This window comes from Novosphingobium sp. SG754 (genome assembly GCF_013149315.1).
GTDB lineage: Bacteria > Pseudomonadota > Alphaproteobacteria > Sphingomonadales > Sphingomonadaceae > Novosphingobium > Novosphingobium capsulatum.
Genome location: NZ_JABGCC010000002.1, coordinates 685,229 through 704,234 on the forward strand (window position 1 = coordinate 685,229; position 19,006 = coordinate 704,234).

Consider the following 19,006-nt stretch of genomic DNA (forward strand, 5'->3'; position numbering starts at 1 on the left):
TTTTCCAGTGCCGCACCGGCCGCTTGTCGGCGGGCGCCATGAGGTTCATTCTGTTTCCATGATCGACACCACTTCCATTCCATCCGAATCCGGCCCCACTGAAACTGGCGGCGGGCAAACCTGCGGCCTGGTCGCGGTGCTCGGTGCTCCCAATGCGGGCAAGTCCACCCTGGTCAACGCGCTGGTCGGCCAGAAGGTCGCCATCGTTTCGGCCAAGGCGCAGACCACGCGCGCGCGGCTGATGGGCATTGCCCTGGAAGGTCAGGCGCAGATCATCCTCGCTGATACGCCCGGCCTGTTCGAGCCCAAGCGCCGGCTCGACCGCGCGATGGTCAACGCCGCCTGGGAAGGCGCGAGCGAGGCCGACGCCATTCTGCTGGTGGTCGATGCGCGCAAGAAGAAGCGCGAATACCTCGAACCGATCCTCGCCTCGCTCGCCGGGCGACCCGAACGCAAGTTCCTGGTGCTCAACAAGGTTGATGCCAGCCCCAAGGAACCGCTGCTGGTCATGGCCGAGGCGCTGAGCGGCGAAGGCCAGTTCGACGAGGTGTTCTTCGTTTCGGCCCTGACCGGCGACGGCGTGCCCGAATTGAAGACGCGGCTGGCTGCCCTCATGCCGCCAGGGCCGTGGCACTATCCCGAAGATCAGGTCTCCGATGCCTCGGAACGCCTGCTCGCGGCCGAAATCACGCGTGAGCAGCTCTATCGCCAGTTGCACGACGAACTGCCCTATGACAGCGCGGTGCGTCCCGAAAGCTATCAGCACCGCCGCGACGGCTCGGTGGAAATCCACCAGCAGATCGTGATCGCGCGCGACAGCCAGCGCGGCATCGTGCTGGGCAAGGGTGGCGCCAAGCTCAAGGCGATCGGCGAGGCATCCAGAAAAGAGCTGGCCAACCTGCTTGGTGCGAAGGTTCACCTCTTCCTGCACGTTAAGGTGGAAGAGAACTGGGCCGATAGCCGCGAAATCTACGAGGAAATCGGTCTCGACTGGGTGAAGTAATGGCGCTTGACCCGCCGCCAGGGCTGGCGCAGCCTGCAAGGATGTGGACGGGACCGATGACCGCCTTTGACCAGACACCGCCGTACCTGCCGGGCCTGGCCATGATGCCGGTTTTCGCCGCCGCGCCATGCGCAGACCGCGCCACCGTGCTCGATCCGGAACACCCGTGCGCGAGGGGCGTTGTCGCCGCGCCGGGTAAACTCCAGAACGCAGCTGCGGCCCTGCCCTGACCGGATCGGATCGGACTGTCGCGAATGCGCAATTTTGCCGTGTTTTTCCTGGTTGCCTTCGTGTTGCGCGCTCCGTGGCTGGGCGATCCACTGTTTCACGCAGACGAGCAGTTCTACCTGCTGATGGGCGACAGGCTGTGGCACGGGGTGATCCCCTACGTCGATCTGTGGGATCGCAAGCCGCTGGGCCTGTTCCTTATCTATGGCGCGGCGCGGGCCTTTCCCGGCAATGGAGTGCTGGCCTACCAGCTCATGGCGATCACCTCGGCCGCCGCCACGGCAGTGGTTCTGGCGCGCTGTGCCCGCCACCTGGCCGGGCCACGCGGCGCGCTGTTTGCCGGGCTTGCCTATCTCATCTACCTGATGGCGTTCAATTGCGGCATGGGCCAGGCCCCGGTCTTCTATGACCTGCCGATGATCGCGGCGGCATGGCTGGTGATCGGTGCCCTGGCCGATACGACCGCGCCCACCATCGCCGGGCAGCGTTTCGGCCTGATGGCGCGCGGCTGCATGGCGATGGCGCTGATCGGCATTGCCTTGCAGATCAAAACCAGCGTGGTGATCGAAGGCATCGGATTTGGCCTCATGCTGCTGTGGGCCGGCTGGCGGCGCGGCTGGGGTTGGCCAAGGCTGGCCGGCGCCGGCGCGGCGTGGATTGCCCTGGCACTGCTGCCCACGGCACTGGTCTTTGCCGCCTATGCGGCAGAGGGTGAAGCCCGCGCGTTCCTCATTGCCAATGTGGTGTCCATTCTTGGCCGCGGCCAGGATCTGGGTGAGGCCTCGTTCCGCCTGGCCAAGGTGGCGGCCGCGCTGATCCCGTTCTACGTGGCGCTGGCGATGGGCTGGCGGATCGCGCTGCCCCGCAGCGAAAGCGAAATCGTGCGGCGTGCGGTGCTGATGTGGCTGGGCCTGGCGATCGTCGGGTTCCTGGCGCCGGGCACCTGGTACGATCATTACGTCGCCCCTGCCCTGATGCCGCTGGCAATCCTGGCGGCCCCGGCCCTCGATGGCCGCTGCCGCCCCACCGGCTGGCTGCGCCGCGTGCTGTTCGTCGTGGGCCTTGGCGCGGGCCTGGGCGCAACGACGGTGCAGGCGCACCGCTTTGGCGACACCACCGACCTGGACGAGGCAGCCGCCGCCATTCGCCCCCATATCGACGCCAACCACTGCCTCTATGTCTACGAAGGCGACAGCGCCCTCTACAGCGCGACAAATTCGTGCCTGCCCACGCGCTTTGCTTTTCCCGCGCATCTTTCCACCCGGTTCGAGGAACATGCCCTGGGCATCGATCCCACCGCCGAAGTGGAACGCATCATGGCCAGCCGCCCGGGCGCGGTCGTGATCGACGCCGCGCCAAACCCCTATGGCGCCAACATGCAGACCCGCGCTGTCGTGCTCCAGGCGCTGGCGCAGCACTATCAGCGGATTCGCACTATCACGCTGGGCACGCGGTCATTCGCGCTGTTTGCCGCACGGTGACAGGCCAAAACAATTACGTGTCAGCATTGCGACAATAATAGCCCATCCGCATTAAACGCGACGCTGAACGTTATATTGAGATAATAACAACCGCTGCGCTTGATAGCGATTTTCCGAAGCTTTAGCCTGTATAAATACAGCTGAAAACTTCGGAAATAAATGATGATCGATATCTTTGGCCCGTCCTTGATCGCATCGCGACCAGAATATCCGGTTGGGGCGAAATCAACGCCGCCTGCCAGGATCGAATACGCTCGTCTCTTTGCCGAGTATTTTGGCTTTGCCCTCGTCTTTCGACTGATGCTGCTGGGCAATCCGCTCGTCCACGTCGATGAAGAGTTCTATCTCTTCATGGCCGATCGCTGGGCGCATGGCGCGGTGCCTTTCATCGATATCTGGGACCGCAAGCCACTGGGCCTCTTTGCGCTCTATCGGCTGTTCGTGAGCCTGCCGGGCGATCCCGTGCTGGCTTATCAGGTATGCGGCATTGCCAGCACGGCGGCCGCGGCGTTGGTCGTGCGGCGCCTGGCGCTGGAGCTGGCCTCGCCGCGTGGCGCCTGGCTGGCAGGCCTGGTCTATCTCTGCGCCATGCCCGCGTTCAATTGCGCGCTGGGCCAATCGCCCGTGTTCTACAATCCGTTGGTGGCACTGGCGGCGCTGTTGCTGTTGCGCGCCTGGCAACGCGCCGATGGCACCGATCTGCTGCGGCAAGGCGCAGTGATCATGCTGCTGATCGGGCTCGCGCTGCAGATCAAGTACGCCGCCGTGTTCGAGGGCCTGGCGATCGGCATCATGCTGCTGGCACTGGGCCGCAGGGTAGGCTGGCCCCTCCCCCGGCTGGCCGGCGCAGCACTGGTATGGTGCGCCATCGCCCTGGCGCCAACCGTGCTGGTGCTGGGCAGCTATGCCGCGATCGACCAGGCGCACGCCTTCGTCTTCGCCAATTTCACCTCGGTGCTGGAACGCCTGCCCGATGGCGCGCCCAGTTGGCGCCGGCTGCTCAAGCTGTCGGCCGGCCTGTCGCCGTTCGTGCTGTGCATCGCGTTCGATCCCCTGCGCCGCGCCGGGTGGAATGATCAACGCCGCGCGCTCGCCTATCGCCTGCTAAGCCTGTGGGCGGGAGCAGCGGTGCTGGGCTTCCTGCTGTTCGGCACCTGGTATGATCACTATGCCGGGCCGTTGGTGGCGCCGCTCGCCGTGCTGTCGGCCCCTGCCCTGGCGGCTGCGGCGCGCGCGGGGCAGCCGTGGCAGGCGCGGTGGAGTGGGCGCTTCCTGATCCTGGCGAGCGCGATCGGCGGCATCGTGGTCATGGCTGGCGCGGTCCAGAACCACGGCACGGCGCAGCAATTTCAGCGCGCCACTGCAGTGATCCGCAGCGCCGTGAACCGCGGCTGCTATTTCCAGTTCGATGGCGTGCCGGCACTCTATCGGGGCGTGGGCGCGTGCGTGCCGACGCGCTTTGCCTTCCCCAACCACCTCAACACCTGGACCGAAAGCCCGGCGATCGGCGCAGACCCGGTGGCCGAAGTGCGCCGCATCATGGCGACGCGCCCCGCCGTGGTGCAGGTGTCGGAAAGCGCGCCCGAAGACCTCTATCTGCCCAACCACACCACGCGCACGATCATGGCCCAGGCGCTGGCCCAAGGCTACATCCGCTTTGCCGAGATCACACTGGGGCAGGAACGCTACGCGCTCTATCGCCCGCGATAGCTCGCAGGGCGGGCATCGTGATGCCCGCCCCGTCGCATGGGTTATTCCGCTGCGGCTTTCTTGCGCGCCGGGGCCTTTTTGGCGGCAGGCGCCTTCTTGGCCGCCGGTTCCTTCTTCGCCGCTGGTTCCTTCTTGGCAGCCGCCTTCTTGGGCGCAGCGGTCTTCTTGGCGGGCGCCTTCTTCTTGCCCTTGGCCGGTCCCTTGGCGGCGCGCTCGTCGATCAAGGCGATCGCTTCGGCGGGCGTCAGGCTTTCGGGCTGCTTGTCGCGCGGCAGCGTGGCGTTGGTAGTGCCATCGGTGACATAGGGACCATAACGCCCGGCCATCAGCTTGATTTCACCGCCAGAGGTGGGGTGCGGCCCGAAGGTCTTGAGCGGCTCGGCTGCGGTGCGCGCGCCGCGTGCGCCCGCGCCACTGGCTGCCTCGGCCAGGCGCACCACGGCCGCGTTCATACCTGTGTCAAACACTTCGGCAGTGGATTTGAGGCGGGCATACTTGCCGTCATGCGCCAGATAGGGGCCATAGCGGCCGATCGCGGCCGTAATCGGCTTGCCGCTTTCAGGATGCACGCCCACCTCGCGCGGCAGGCTGAGCAGCTTGAGCGCCCATTCCAGATCGAGTTCGGGAATATCCTTGGGAATCGAGGCGCGCTTGGCCTCCTTGCCCTCGCCCAGCTGGATATAGGGACCGAACCGGCCGGTACGGCGCGTTACTTCAAGGCCGGTGTCGGGATCCTTGCCCAGCCCGGTTTCTTCGCCGTCGCCACCCTCGCCATTGCCGCCCGGCTGGGCAAACTTGCGGGTGAACTTGCACTCGGGATAGTTGGAGCAGGCGATGAACGCGCCGAAACGACCACCGCGCAGCGAGAGCCGCCCAGCGCCGCACTTGGGGCATTCGCGCGGATCGTGTCCATCGGCACGCGGCGGAAAGAGATAGTCTTCCAGGAATACGTCCAGCTCGGCCGTAACCTCGCTGGGCTTCTTCTCCATGACCTCGTCGGACTTGGGTTTGAAGTCGCGCCAGAATTCGGCCAGCACCTGCTTCCAGGCGGCACGACCACCAGAAACGTCGTCCAGTTCGTCTTCCATGCCGGCGGTGAATTCATAGGCGACATAGCGCTCGAAGAACCTTTCGAGGAACGCGGTAAGCATGCGCCCGCTTTCCTCGGCAAAGAACCGGTTCTTCTCGGTCCGCACATAGTTGCGGTCCTTGAGAACCTGCAGCGTGGCGGCATAGGTGGAAGGACGGCCGATACCCAGCTCTTCCAGCCGCTTGACCAGGCTGGCTTCGGAATAGCGCGGCGGCGGCTGGGTGAAGTGCTGCGTGGCGTCAACGCCGTGCTTGACCGGGCAATCGCCCTTGTTGAGCATCGGCAGCAGGTTGCCGTCCTCGTCGTCGCCGTCGGCCTTCTGGTCGCGGCCTTCTTCATAGACGGCCAGGAACCCGGGGAACTTGATCACTTGGCCGGTGGCGCGCAGCTCGTGCTTGCCAGTGCCTTCGCGCAACGTCACCGTGGTGCGCTCGATCGCCGCCGAAGCCATCTGGCTCGCCAGCGCGCGCTTCCAGATCAGGTTGTAGAGCCGCGCCTCGTCACCGCTGCCGTAGTGATCGCGGGTGAAATCGGTGGGGCGGATCGCTTCGTGCGCTTCCTGGGCGTTCTTGGCCTTGGTTTCATAGTGGCGCGGCTTTTCGGGCAGGAAGTGCCCGTTATAGCGGTCCGAGATCGCCCGGCGCGCGGCATCGATAGCGCTGGGGTCCATCTGCACGCCATCGGTACGCATATAGGTGATGGCGCCCGCCTCATACAGCGTCTGTGCCACGCGCATGGTGTGGCTGGCCGAAAAGCCCAGCTTGCGCGCCGCTTCCTGTTGCAGGGTAGAGGTGGTGAACGGCGGCGAGGGATTGCGCCGCGTGGGCCGCACGTCCACCTCTTCGACGCGGAACGTGCCCGCTTCCACCGCGGTCTTGGCCGCCAGCGCGCTGCCCTCTTCGCCCAGCGACAGGCGATCGAGCTTGTTGCCCTCGAACTTGACGAGGCGCGCCACGAACGGCGTGCCATCGTGCTCCATCCGCGCGGCGACAGACCAGTATTCCTGCGCCTTGAACGTTTCGATCTCGCGCTCGCGCTCCACGATCAGGCGCAGCGCCACCGACTGCACGCGCCCGGCCGACTTGGCGCCGGGCAGCTTGCGCCACAGCACCGGCGACAGCGTGAAGCCGAACAGGTAATCCAGCGCGCGGCGCGCCAGATAGGCATCGATCAGATCCTGGTCCAGCTCGCGCGGCGCCTTCATCGCCGAGGTTACCGCCGGCTTGGTGATGGCGTTGAACGTCACGCGCGAGACATTCTTGGGCAGCGCGCGGCGCTTGGCCAGGAGTTCGCGCACGTGCCAGGAAATGGCCTCGCCTTCGCGATCAGGGTCAGTCGCCAGGATCAGGCTATCGGCCTCCTTGGCGGCGTCGGTGATCGCCTTCACGCGCGATTGCTTGTCGCCGTACAGCTCCCAATCCATGGCAAAGTCTTCGTCCGGGCGCACGGACCCGTCCTTGACCGGCAGGTCGCGGATATGGCCGTAAGAGGCCAGGACCTTGTAGCCGGGGCCAAGGTACTTCTCGATGGTCTTGGCCTTGGCCGGGGATTCTACAATGACAAGCTGCATGGCGACTGGCAAAACGTCCTTACGCGTATACGTGCGTATGAGGGTGGGGGCGGTTGGACGGTGGCGTCAAGCCCCCGATTTTCAGCGACGGTTCAGGCGTGCGTTCAGGCAGGCGCTCAGGCAAGCGACACCCTCCCCCCGGCATGGCGCAGCAGGCGCCCGGCCAGTTCCAGTTCGATCAGCGCCAGTTGCACCGATCCGGCCGGCGCGCCGCTCAGCCGCACCAGTTCATCCACGCCAACCGGCGCGGTGCCGAGCAGCGCGGCGATCTCGGCCGGCGCATCATCTGCCGGCGTGCTGTCGAGCGCCACGGGCGCGGCTGCTTCGTGAAACGTGGAGCGCGGCGTGCCAGTAAAGCTTTCGAGCAGTTCGATCACATCGGCCGGGCTTTGCACCAGGATTGCGCCCTCGCGGATCAACTGGTTGCAGCCCTGACTGCGGCTGTCGAGCGGGGAGCCGGGAATGGCCATGATCTCCCGCCCCGCTTCTGCGGCCAGCCGCGCGGTGATCAGCGAGCCCGACTTGGGCGCGGCTTCCACCACCACCGTGCCGGCGCACAGCCCAGCGATGATGCGGTTGCGCCGGGGGAAATGGCGCGCCTGCGGTTCGGTGCCCGGCGGCATTTCTGCCAGCAGGACGCCCTGCGCCACGATCTGCGCCTGCAGCTCGCCATGTTCGGGCGGATAGATACTGTCGAGCCCACCGGCGATCACGCCAATCGTGCCGCCGCCACCTGCCGCCACATCGGGCAGCAAGGCGCCCTGGTGCGCGGCGCCATCCACGCCCCGCGCCAGGCCGGAAACCACGGCAAAGCCGGCTGCGGCCAGCGCCGCGCCAAATTCGCGCGCCAGCCGCATCGCCCCCGCTGATGCATTGCGCGCGCCCACCAGCGCCACCGCCGGCCGCGCCAGCAACGCTGCATCACCCTGCATCGTCAGGATCGGTGGCGGCGTGTCGGTCTGCGCCAGCAGCGCGGGATAGTGCGGCGAATCATGAAAGAGATAGCGTCCACCCAGGGACCGTACCCTGGCCGCCTCTGCCGCGATGCGCGCCGCATCGGCCGGGCGATAACGCGCCCCACCCCGCGCCGCCAGGCTGGGCAAAGCCTCCACCGCAGCGCCGGCGCTGCCAAAGCGGCGCAGCAACTGGTAATAGGAAACCGGCCCCACGTTGGGTGAGCGCAGCAGCCGCAGCCGGGCCAGCGCCTCGTCGGACGAAAGCGGCAGCGCCGCAGCTTCGTCCGCGCTGGCCATCAGGCAGCGTCTCCGCTGGTGTTCTTCTTGCCGCCGATCTTCGGCTCGGTTCCAGCGAGCAGACGGGCGATATTGGCGCGGTGCAGGAAGATCACCAGCGCGGCGATCACGGCCAGCACCAGCGCATAATCGCTGCGCCCGATGGCGAGCGCGGCCAGCGGCGCCACGACGACGGCCGACATGCCGCCGACAGAGGAAATGCGCACCAGCGCCAGCATGCCCAGCCAGACCACCGCATAAGCCAGCCCGATCGGCCAGCCGAGGCCAAGGGCCACACCCATCGTGGTCGCCACGCCCTTGCCGCCCTTGAACCGCAGCCACAGCGGGAAGCAGTGCCCGATCACCGCCGCCAGCGCGACCAGCGCCTCGGTGCCGGGGGCATAGGCGCGGGCGAGCCACACCGCCACGCTGCCCTTGAGCAGATCGAGCAGCAGCGTGCTGGCCGCCAGCCCCTTGCGCCCGGTGCGCAAGACGTTGGTGGCGCCGATATTGCCCGATCCAATCGCGCGCAGATCGCCCGCACCCGTCAATCGGGTGAGGATCAGGCCGAAGGGAATCGCGCCGAGCAGGTAGGCCAGGATGCAGGCCGGAAGGGCAAGGTCATGGGTCACGCCGCCGCTCTTAGCCGTGGTTGCGCACAATCGAAAGGTGCCACGCCCTCCCTTTTTACCACCGTTATCGCTACAAGCGCGGCCATGACCGCCGCTGCCCCCGCTTCCGATCCCACCATTCCGCCGGCCGACGCGCCGATCCTGATGTTCGATTCCGGCGTCGGCGGGCTTTCGGTGCTGGCCAAGCTGCGCCAGGTCCTGCCCCAGGCGCCGGTGATCTATGTGGCTGATAATGCCGGCCTGCCCTATGGCACCAAGACCGAGGCACAGATCGCTGCGCGGGTATCGGGCCTGCTCGGCCGCCTGACCGAGCGGCTGCGTCCGCGCCTGGTGTGCATTGCCTGCAACACGGCCTCGACCATTGCGCTGGCTTCAGTGCGCGAAGTGCTGGAGGTGCCGATCGTGGGCACGGTGCCGGCGATCAAGCCGGCCGCCGCGATGACCCGTACTGGCGTGATCGGCCTGCTCGGCACGCAGGCCACCATCCGCCAGGGCTATGTCGATCGGCTGGAGGCAGAATTTGCCGCCGACAAGCGCCTGCTGCGGCACGGGGCGCCCGAACTGGTTGCCGCAGCAGAGGCGCAATTGCGGGGCCATGCGGTTGATCCCGCCGTGTTTGCCGCAGCAGCCCAGGCCCTGCGCGAACAGCCGGTCGGCGCCCAGATCGATATCGTGGTGCTGGCCTGCACGCATTTTCCGTTGGTAGAGGCCGAGCTGGGCAAAGCATTCGGGCCTGGCGTACGCTTCATCGACGGGTCTGACGGCATCGCCCGGCGCATCGCGTTCCTCACCCAGGGCCAGGAATTTGCCCGCCGCGTGCCCGACCTTGCGCTGTTCACCCGCCTTGACGATGCCGTGGCCGAACTGGCGCCCACGCTGGCGGCACATGGCCTTGGCCAGGTGGGCAAGGCTTGAGCGTTGCGGCGCGCCGCCTGGGGCATTTTGCCGCATTGACCTAAAGTGCAATCGCTTCGATCACTCAAACCGCAAAAGTCACTTGGCAAGACTTTATCGCGGGGAGTAGAAGCGCCTGGCAACCCGCGACAAACGCCTTTTGGGAGAGAGGTGGCGGGCGCACAACAACGATGTGGCATTATCCAACCCGTGCATTCACCGCAGGATGGGATTTTGTTGCGATAAGACAAAGACGCGGCCGCCTGGCAATGCTTCATCGCGAGGCAATCCGGGCCCAGCCGGTCAGCTGCAGGAACGAAGGAGCAGCAAGCAGTGAACTACGACCAGATTTTTGATGCTGCCATCGATCGCCTGCACTCCGAAGGTCGTTATCGCGTTTTCATCGACATCCTGCGCAACAAGGGCGCCTATCCCAACGCGCGCTGCTTTGCCGGCCACAACGGCCCCAAGCCGATCACCGTATGGTGCTCCAACGATTACCTCGCCATGGGACAGCACCCCAAGGTGATCGCCGCCATGGAAGAAGCGCTGCACGATGTCGGTGCTGGCTCTGGCGGCACCCGCAACATCGGCGGCAACACGCACTATCACGTCGATCTCGAAAACGAGCTGGCCGATCTTCACGGCAAGCAGGGCGCGCTGCTGTTCACCTCGGGCTATGTCTCGAACGACGCAACGCTGTCCACGCTGGCCAAGGTTCTGCCGGGCTGCGTGATCTTTTCCGACGAGCTCAACCATGCCAGCATGATTGCCGGCATTCGCAATTCCGGCGCGGAAAAGCGCGTGTTCCGTCACAACGACCTGGAGCATCTGGAAGAGCTTCTGGCGGAAACCGATCCCGCCGTGCCTAAGCTGATCGCGTTTGAAAGCGTCTATTCGATGGACGGCGACGTCGCCCCGATCCACGCGATCTGCGACCTGGCGGACAAGTACAACGCCCTCACCTACATCGACGAAGTCCACGCCGTGGGCATGTATGGCCCGCGCGGCGGCGGCATTACCGACCGCGACAACGCGGCCCACCGCATCGACATCATCGAAGGCACGCTGGGCAAGGCCTTTGGCGTGATGGGCGGCTATATCGCGGCCGACAGCCGGATCATCGACGTGATCCGCTCCTACGCTCCGGGCTTCATCTTCACCACTTCACTCTCGCCGGTGCTCGTGGCCGGCGTGCTCGCCTCGGTTCGCCACCTCAAGGCATCGAGCGACGAACGCAACGCCCAGCAGGCCGCTGCCGCCACGCTCAAGCAGCTGTTCCGCGATGCCGGCCTGCCGGTGATGGACAGCACCACGCACATCGTCCCGCTGATGGTTGGCGATCCGGTGCGCGCCAAGAAGGTGTCGGACATCCTCCTCGCGGAATACGGCGTCTATGTTCAGCCGATCAATTTCCCCACCGTGCCACGCGGAACCGAGCGCCTGCGCTTCACCCCTGGCCCGGCCCACACCGAGGCAATGATGCGCGACCTGACGCAAGCCCTGGTGGAAATCTGGGAACGGCTTGAACTGGAAATGTCGCAGCGCCAGGCCGCCTGACGCTTTCATCCGCAAACACAGAAAAAGGCCCCCGGACCGCAATCCGGGGGCCTTTTTCTTTAAGCCCCATCCTCTTCAGAGAAGGGGGTTTGGGGGTGGTGGAAGCCAAGCCGAAGCCTGGCCCCCTCACCCCCGATCACATCAGAACCGATCTGCGTTCATCACCTTGGTCCAGGCCGCGCCGAAATCGCGCACGAACTGTTCCTTGGCATCGTCCATGGCATAGGCTTCGGCCACGGCGCGCAGTTCGGAATTGGAGCCAAAGATCAGGTCCACCGTCGTCGCCGTCCAGCGCGGCTTGCCGCTGGCACGGTCGCTGCCCTGATAGAGGCCCGCTGCCTTGTCAGACTTCTTCCATACCGTGCCCATGTCTAGCAGGTTGACGAAGAATTCATTGCTCAGGGTGCCAGGCTTGGCAGTGAGCACGCCGTTGGCCGAATGCCCGGTGTTGGCGTCGAGCGCGCGCATCCCGCCCAGCAGCACGGTCATTTCCGGCACGCTCAGGCCCAGCATGTCGGCCTTGTCCACCATGGCTTCGGCCGGGCCCTGCCAGTTCGACGGGGCATCGTAATAGTTGCGGAACGGATCAGCCACGGGTTCGAGCACGGCAAAGCTGGCCGGATCGGTCTGCGCCTGGGTGGCATCGACACGGCCTGGCGTGAACGGCAGCGCCAGCGTGACGCCGCCCTTGGCCGCGGCCTGTTCCACCGCCGCATTGCCGCCCAGCACGATCAGATCGGCCAGGCTCACCTTCTTGCCGCCCGGTGCGGTCTTGTTGAAGCCGGCCTGGATTGCCGCCAGCTTGGCCAACACCGCATCAAGCTCGGCCGGATCATTGACCGCCCAGGCTTTTTCGGGGTTCAGGCGAATGCGCGCACCATTGGCGCCACCGCGCATATCGGTGCTGCGGAACGTGCTGGCCGAAGCCCAGGCGGCGCGGATCAGTTCGCGCTGCCCCAGCCCGCTCGCCAGGATTTGCGCCTTGAGCTTGGCGATGTCACCGGCATCGATCATGGCGTAATCGGCCTTGGGCAGCGGATCCTGCCACAGGAACGATTGCGCTGGCACGTCAGGGCCGATGTAGCGCCCCTTGGGGCCCATGTCGCGGTGGGTCAGCTTGAACCAGGCGCGGGCAAAGGCATCGGCAAACGCCTGCGGGTCCTTGCGGAACTTGAGCGCAATCGCGCGGAAGCCAGGGTCTTCCTTCACCGCGATATCGGTGGTGAACATCATCGGCGCGTGGGTCACGCCAGCCAGGTGCGCATCGGGCACGATCTGCACGTCCTTGGCGTTCTTGGGCGTCCACTGCTTGGCACCGGCCGGGCTGGTGGTCAGCACCCAGTCAAACCCGAACAGGTTGTCGAGATACTGCGTGGTGAACGCGATCGGATTGGCCGACCACGCGCCTTCCAAGCCACTGGTCACGGTGTCTTCGGCGTTGCCCTTGCCGCACTTGTTCTTCCAGCCGAAACCCTGGTCTTGCACTGGGGCGGCAGCCGGCTGCAGGCCGGTGCACTCGTCGGGCTTGTGCGCGCCGTGCGCCTTGCCAAAGGTGTGACCACCGGCGATCAACGCCACGGTTTCCTCGTCGTTCATTGCCATGCGGCCAAAGGCGCGGCGGATATCGGCCGCCGCCGCGATCGGATCGGGATTGCCGCCCGGCCCTTCGGGATTCACATAGATCAGGCCCATCTGCACCGCAGCGAGCGGGCCCTTGAGCTGGCCATTGGCGCCGATGCGGCTGTTCGCCCCGTCGAGCCACTTCTTCTCGCTGCCCCAGAACACCATGTCCGGCTCCCACGCATCGACACGGCCACCGGCAAAGCCCAGGGTCTTGAAGCCCATCTGCTCCAGCGCGACGTTGCCGGTCAGCACCATGAGATCGCCCCACGAGATCTTGCGGCCATACTTCTGCTTGATCGGCCAGAGCAGGCGGCGCGCCTTGTCGAGGTTGGCGTTGTCAGGCCAGGAATTCTGCGGATCAAAGCGCTGTTCGCCGCCGGCCGAGCCGCCACGACCATCGACCGTGCGATAGGTGCCGGCGCTGTGCCAGGCCATGCGGATGAAGAACGGGCCGTAATTGCCATAGTCGGCCGGCCACCACGGCTGAGACGTGGTCAGCACCTTGGCGATGTCGGCCTTCACCGCCGCCAGATCTAGCGTCTTGAACGCAGCGGCATAATCGAAATCGGCGCCATAGGGATTCGATTTCACGTCATTCTGGCGCAGCGGCGACAGGTCGAGCCGAGCCGGCCACCAGTCCTTGTTGGTCGTGACCGTGTCGCTGGCAGCCATGGCCACAGGCGCAGCCCCAGCGGGAGCGGTTGCTTCGGCATGGGCCAGCGATGTGCCCCAAGGGGCAGTCATCGCCAGACACAAAGCGCCCAGCGAGCGATGAATATGACGCATTGCAACAATCTCCTGCGTTTTAATAAGACAAGCATAGGCGCTGCCGCAAACGCGATGGCGTGCGGCACGAATTGTTTCCGAATATATTCAGACCAACAGAACGAACGCGACCATCAGGCAAAATGCCTGATGACGGGTTTGAAACAGCAATTCCTTGGATTTCAGATCATGTCATCCCGGCGTTGCAAATACACTTCCCCTTCATCACGAGTTCAGGGTGTGTCTTTCCGCAATTCGTGGCTTGGCGGAAACAGATTTATCCGGTCACAAAGATTGCCGAAATCGATCATGCGAAAAAGAGCGGGAACCAAGGTGCAGCCACGTGCGTTGCAGCGCGCGAGCGATGCCGTCTGTTGCGAACGAATGCCGCAGTATTGCCCCAAAGGCCAGGGTGTAACCTGGCTGCAACACCCGGACAAGCCATTGATCGAATTGGCGCAAAACAGTTGCGTTTTGATACCCCCCACGCAAGTTTGGTCGCACTTGCAACAAACGGGGGCTTTATGGCCGCGACTACTTTTTCGCAGCGCCGCATGCGTGCCTTGGCAGCTACGGCGTCATTCCTTGTTCCTCTGACCCTGACCGGCGTGGCGCACGCACAATCCACGGACGCGGCCCCCGCCTCGGCGGAACAGGCTGCACCGGCCGACGCATCCGATGCCGAAATCGTCGTCACCGGTTCGCGTATCACCCGCGCCCCGATCACCGACCAGCCCGTGGCCACGCTCGGCAGCGACCTGATCGAGCAGCGCGGCTATACCAACGTGGGCCAGGCGCTGCAGCAGCTGCCGGGCTTCGGCGTTCCGGGCAACAGCGTCGCCGGTGACCAGGGCAGCTTCGGCGCCGGCCAGACCTTTGCCAACCTCTATAACCTGGGTTCGCAGCGCACGCTCACCCTCGTCAACGGCATGCGCTTCGTCAGCCCGGCGACCACCTCGATCTTCGGCGCCGTCGCCGGCAGCCCGGTGGACCTCGGCCAGATCGCGCCGAGCCTGGTTGACCGCATCGAAGTCGTCTCGGTCGGCGGGGCACCGATCTATGGCTCCGACGCGATCGCCGGTACCGTCAACATCCTGTTGAAGAAGAACTACGACGGCGTCGAAGCCAATGGCTCCTACGGCCTGTCGAAGTATGGCGACGGTCAGGACTACAACTTCTCGGTGCTGGCCGGGAAGAACTTTGCCGACGGCCGTGGCAACATCACTGCCAACTTCTATTACGACAACCAGAACGGCATCACCGGCGCGCAGCGTCCGACGACCTACGGCGGCTCGGCGTCGTTCTTCGGCACCTCAGTCAAGCCGGCGAGCTATGCGTACCAGCTCTATGGCGGCGGCCGTCACTACAACGTGTTCACCAACACCGGCATGCCGATGGTCGAGGATTACTACCCGATCTTGGGCACGACCCCCGTTTCGGCAATCACCAATGCAGCCGGTCAGGCGCTGGTGTTCAACCGCGCCGGGCAACTGGTGCCGTTCCAGAACGGGCAGCGTACCGGCAGCTCCATCTATCAGGCGGGTGGCGACGGCTTTGCCATCGGCGACTACAGCAACTTCCTGGTGGCCTCTGAACGCTATCAGGGCACGCTGCTGGCCCACTATGACATCAGCGACAGCATCCGCTTCAACGGTGAAGTGTGGTTCAGCCGCAACTATGCGTCGAACACCGCGGGTCAGCCGTTCTACAACTATGCCGGTTTCGGCAATGCCGGTGACACCAACGGCAACCTCATCCTGAGCACGGCCAACCCGTTCCTGAGCGCCGCCGACCGCGCGACGATCATCAACAACCTGACCGCCGCCGGGGCTGACCCGAGCCAGTTCTACATGTCGCGTGCCAATACCGACCTGTCCACCGGCTCGTTCCGCACGAGCAGCGACCTGCTGCGCTTCGTGGGCGGCGTGACGGGCGATATCGAGGCTGGCGAACGCAAGTTCACGTGGGAAATCAACGGCACCTATGGCCGGACCATTTCGCGCACGACCTCGCGCGAGATCGTCACGCAGAACTTCTTCAATGCGCTCGATGCCACCACCGATGGCAGCGGCAACATCATTTGCCGCCCGGGCTATACCAACGCCGCGATTGCTACGTTCAGCTCCACTTGTGCGCCGCTGAACGTCTTTGGCAATGGCAACGCCAGCAAGGCAGCGCTCGACTACGTCACCACGCAGGCCACCACCCGCCAGATCAACAAGCAGTCCGACATCATCGCCGACATCAAGGGCGATCTGGTCAAGCTGCCGGGCGGCTTTGCCAAGTTCGTGCTGGGTTACGAGCACCGCTATGAAAGCGCGCGTTTCGATCCGGGTGCGTTCTATTACGGCCAGGACAATGGCGATGGCACGCGCACGCAGTACGGCAACTCGATTCCGATCGATCCGGTGGCGGGCAGCTACAATACCAACGAAGCGTTCGGCGAAATCAGCCTGCCCTTTATCTCACCCGATAATGCGGTGCCGGCCGTCTATCGCCTCGAAGTCAACGGGGCGGGCCGCTATGTGAAGAACAGCATCGCCGGCGGTTTCTGGACCTATACCGGTGGCGCCACCTACGCGCCGGTCAAGGCCCTGACGCTGCGCGGCAACTACACCCGCTCGTTCCGCGCGCCGTCGATCACCGAACTGTTTGCACCGGTCGGCTCGATCTTCGACACCGGCAACGACCCTTGCGACGCGCGCTACATCAACCAGGGGCCCAACCCGACGCGCCGTGCCGCCAACTGCGCTGCCGCCGGCATTCCCGCCAACTTCACCTCCAACGTTGTGGATTACACCGCTCAGGGTACGTCGGGCGGCAACCCCGGCCTGCGCAACGAAGTGGCGAACAGCTGGACCGTGGGTGGCGTGTTCCAGCCCAGCTTCCTGCCAGGCCTGACTGTCACGTCGGACTACGTGAACATCAAGCTCAAGAACGAGATCGCCACGCTCAGCCTGACCGATCTGATGAACGCGTGCTACGATTCGGCCTCGGGTAGCAGCCCGTATTGCAGCACGTTCACGCGCAATGCTGCCGGCCAGGTCACCAGCTTTGCCGAAGGCAACTACAACATCGGTCTGGAAGTGTTCCGCGCCCTGCAGACCTCGGCCAAGTGGGACCTCCCACTTACCCGCCTCGGCCTGCCTTCGTCGGCCGGTGCACTGCTGTTCGACGTGAACTATCTGCATACCTTCCGCCACTACTACCAGATCGGTGAAGGCGATTTCACCAAGACGGTGGGCGGCGTTGCCGAACCGACCGACAACTTCACCGCAACGGCAGTCTGGGCCACCAAGTCGATCAACTGGATGTGGCAGGCCACGTATTATGGGCCGGCCAAGGTTGCGGTGAATTCGCCTGACACGGTCTATCAGTATCCGCGCGTGGGCGCCTATGTGCTGTTTAACAGCGCACTCGGCTTCAACGTCAACGACCGTTTCAGCCTGCGCTTCAACGTGAACAACGTGTTCAACCGCAGCGTGCCCTTCCCGTATGGCCTCGGAAGTTCGGTTTCCACCCGTTACTACGACGCTGTGATGGGCCGCTACATGCGCGTTACGGCTGGCATCAAGTTCTGATGACCACGGCTGCGTGGCGGTTTCGGCCGCCATGCAGCACGGGCCGCAACGCCCCATACTGCACAACAAAAAAGGCCCCGCCGATGCGATCGACGGGGCCTTTTTTCTGGATTGCGACCCGATTGGACTCGGGATGTGGACGAATTATATCGATTGCAACATGACGCAAAAATGAACCGGCGGACCGCAGTCCGCCGGTTTCATATTTTCAGCGCAGCGAAACCACGTTGTCGCCGGTGCGCAGGTGGCGACGGCTGCCGTTGTACTGGCTGGCCATCGGCTCATCCGCCACGGTATAAGTTTCCACCGCTTCAAAGCCATTGAACGCGGTCTTCATCGCCGCGCCATAGGCACCGAGCATACCGATCTCGATATAGTCGCCGGCACGGACATCGCCGGGCAGCGGGAACGGCCCTTCCATGAAGTCCATGTCGTCGCAGGTCGGGCCATAGAAGCTGAAGTCCTGCGCCTCGACGCTGCCAGCAGCATCGTTGTCGGCCTCGCGCAGCAGGCGCACCGGAAAGCGCCAGCCCACGTGTGCGGCATCAAACAGCGCGCCATAGGCGCCGTCGTTGATGAACAGTTCGTTCTCGCGGCGCTTTTCCACGCGCACGATGATCGAGTTGTATTCCGCGCACAGCGCACGGCCCGGCTCGCACCACAGTTCGGCCGAATAGGACACCGGCAGCGATTCGTAGGTACGGTCGATCAGCGCGAAGTAATCTTCGAGCGGCGGCGGCTCCATGCCCGGATAGACCGACGGGAAGCCCCCGCCAACGTCGATGATGTCCACCGTCACGGCAGCATCGACGATCGCGGCGCGGGCCTTTTCCAGCGCCAGCACATAGGCATGCGGGCTCATCGCCTGGCTGCCCACGTGGAAGCACACGCCCAGGCAATCGGCCAACTGGCGGGTCTGCTGCAGCAGTTCACGCGCATCGACCAGGTCGACGCCGAACTTCGACGCCAGGCTCAGTTCCGAATGCTCGGACGATACGCGCAAGCGCACGCAGAGCGTGAGATCGGTGGCGCCATTGGTCGCTTCCCGGATTTTTTCCAATTCGTCGAGCGAGTCGAGGCTGAACGTGCGCACGCCATGGACGTGATAGGCCTCGGCAATGGCGCGCGGCGCCTTGACCGGGTGCATGAAGCACAGCGTAGCTTGCGGCAGCGTGGCGCGCACCAGCTTGACCTCGGTGATCGAGGCTACGTCATAGTGCGTGACACCAGCGTCCCAGAGGATGCGCAGGAGGTCAGGAGAGGGGTTCGCTTTGACAGCATAGAGCGACTTGCCCGGAAACTTCTCAACAAAGAAGCGGGCTGCGCGCGCTGCTGCATGCGGGCGGTTCAAAATGGCGGGTTGGTCAGGCGCGGTGGCGCGAACTACAGCCCGTGCATCAGGATGAATGTGCAACTCAAGGGACCCCCAAACGGAACGTGGAACGAAAGCTGCCTTGCGGTTTGGAAGTCCCCATGGGGCAGCGAGGAAGCGCTAAATAAGGCTCAGGGGGGGAACTTCAAGCGAAAAAATCCCCCTTTCACAAATCTGTCACAGTGCCAGCCTCGGACTGGCGCACCCCCGCCCCGTCCGGGCGCAGATAGCACCTCGACGAGAGCGGGCAACAGACTGTTTTAAA

The 19,006-nt window shown here is 64.7% G+C and carries 13 protein-coding genes; 8 read left to right on the top strand and 5 right to left on the bottom strand.

Features of this window, described 5'->3' with window-relative positions:
* Window positions 1-58: 58 nt before the first annotated feature.
* The 4 genes from era to FHW97_RS07665 all read left to right on the top strand — a co-directional run bounded on the left by era (window position 59) and on the right by FHW97_RS07665 (window position 4,422).
* Complete coding sequence (gene era / locus FHW97_RS07650) at window positions 59-1,003, top strand: GTPase Era (RefSeq protein WP_022676336.1); 945 nt, start codon at window positions 59-61, stop codon at window positions 1,001-1,003.
* Window positions 1,004-1,044: 41 nt separating this feature from the next.
* Complete coding sequence (locus FHW97_RS07655; protein ID WP_171798523.1) at window positions 1,045-1,233, top strand: hypothetical protein; 189 nt, start codon at window positions 1,045-1,047, stop codon at window positions 1,231-1,233.
* A gap of 24 nt (window positions 1,234-1,257) precedes the next feature.
* A complete protein-coding gene (locus FHW97_RS07660; protein WP_171798524.1) occupies window positions 1,258-2,712 on the top strand; it encodes a glycosyltransferase family 39 protein in 1,455 nt (484 codons plus the stop codon).
* Between the two features lie 300 nt (window positions 2,713-3,012).
* Complete coding sequence (locus tag FHW97_RS07665; RefSeq protein WP_253941638.1) at window positions 3,013-4,422, top strand: glycosyltransferase family 39 protein; 1,410 nt, start codon at window positions 3,013-3,015, stop codon at window positions 4,420-4,422.
* Between the two features lie 41 nt (window positions 4,423-4,463).
* Here the strand turns inward: FHW97_RS07665 and topA are convergent, their stop codons facing one another.
* The 3 genes from topA to plsY form a co-directional block, all read right to left on the bottom strand.
* Window positions 4,464-7,082 carry a type I DNA topoisomerase gene (gene topA, locus FHW97_RS07670; protein WP_171798525.1) on the bottom strand — a complete coding sequence of 873 codons (2,619 nt, stop codon included), beginning with the start codon at window positions 7,080-7,082 and terminating at the stop codon, window positions 4,464-4,466.
* A 116-nt stretch (window positions 7,083-7,198) separates the two neighbouring features.
* The gene (gene dprA / locus FHW97_RS07675; protein WP_171798526.1) at window positions 7,199-8,335 is read right to left on the bottom strand and encodes a DNA-processing protein DprA; all 1,137 of its coding nucleotides are present in this window, start codon (window positions 8,333-8,335) and stop codon (window positions 7,199-7,201) included.
* Window positions 8,335-8,946, bottom strand: a complete 612-nt coding sequence (plsY, locus tag FHW97_RS07680) for a glycerol-3-phosphate 1-O-acyltransferase PlsY (RefSeq protein ID WP_171798527.1) — start codon at window positions 8,944-8,946, stop codon at window positions 8,335-8,337. The genes dprA and plsY overlap by 1 nt, the downstream gene beginning before the upstream one ends.
* A gap of 84 nt (window positions 8,947-9,030) precedes the next feature.
* On the opposite strand from plsY, the gene murI reads away from it, so the two are divergent.
* Window positions 9,031-9,861, top strand: coding sequence for a glutamate racemase (gene murI, locus FHW97_RS07685; RefSeq protein WP_171798528.1), 831 nt, complete (start codon window positions 9,031-9,033; stop codon window positions 9,859-9,861).
* A 312-nt stretch (window positions 9,862-10,173) separates the two neighbouring features.
* Entirely contained in the window at window positions 10,174-11,400 is a 1,227-nt protein-coding gene (gene hemA, locus FHW97_RS07690; RefSeq protein WP_171798529.1) for a 5-aminolevulinate synthase, read from the top strand.
* Window positions 11,401-11,541: 141 nt separating this feature from the next.
* Here hemA and katG read toward each other — a convergent pair whose 3' ends face one another.
* Window positions 11,542-13,809, bottom strand: a complete 2,268-nt coding sequence (katG, locus tag FHW97_RS07695) for a catalase/peroxidase HPI (RefSeq protein WP_171798530.1) — start codon at window positions 13,807-13,809, stop codon at window positions 11,542-11,544.
* Between the two features lie 503 nt (window positions 13,810-14,312).
* Here katG and FHW97_RS07700 point away from each other — a divergent pair.
* Window positions 14,313-17,369 carry a TonB-dependent receptor domain-containing protein gene (locus FHW97_RS07700; protein ID WP_253941639.1) on the top strand — a complete coding sequence of 1,019 codons (3,057 nt, stop codon included), beginning with the start codon at window positions 14,313-14,315 and terminating at the stop codon, window positions 17,367-17,369.
* A 13-nt stretch (window positions 17,370-17,382) separates the two neighbouring features.
* Window positions 17,383-17,544: a hypothetical protein gene (locus FHW97_RS07705; protein ID WP_157088840.1), complete on the top strand. Its 162-nt coding sequence runs from the start codon at window positions 17,383-17,385 to the stop codon at window positions 17,542-17,544.
* A gap of 33 nt (window positions 17,545-17,577) precedes the next feature.
* Here the strand turns inward: FHW97_RS07705 and FHW97_RS07710 are convergent, their stop codons facing one another.
* Complete coding sequence (locus tag FHW97_RS07710) at window positions 17,578-18,783, bottom strand: type III PLP-dependent enzyme (RefSeq protein WP_054131081.1); 1,206 nt, start codon at window positions 18,781-18,783, stop codon at window positions 17,578-17,580.
* Between the last annotated feature and the right edge of the window lie 223 nt (window positions 18,784-19,006).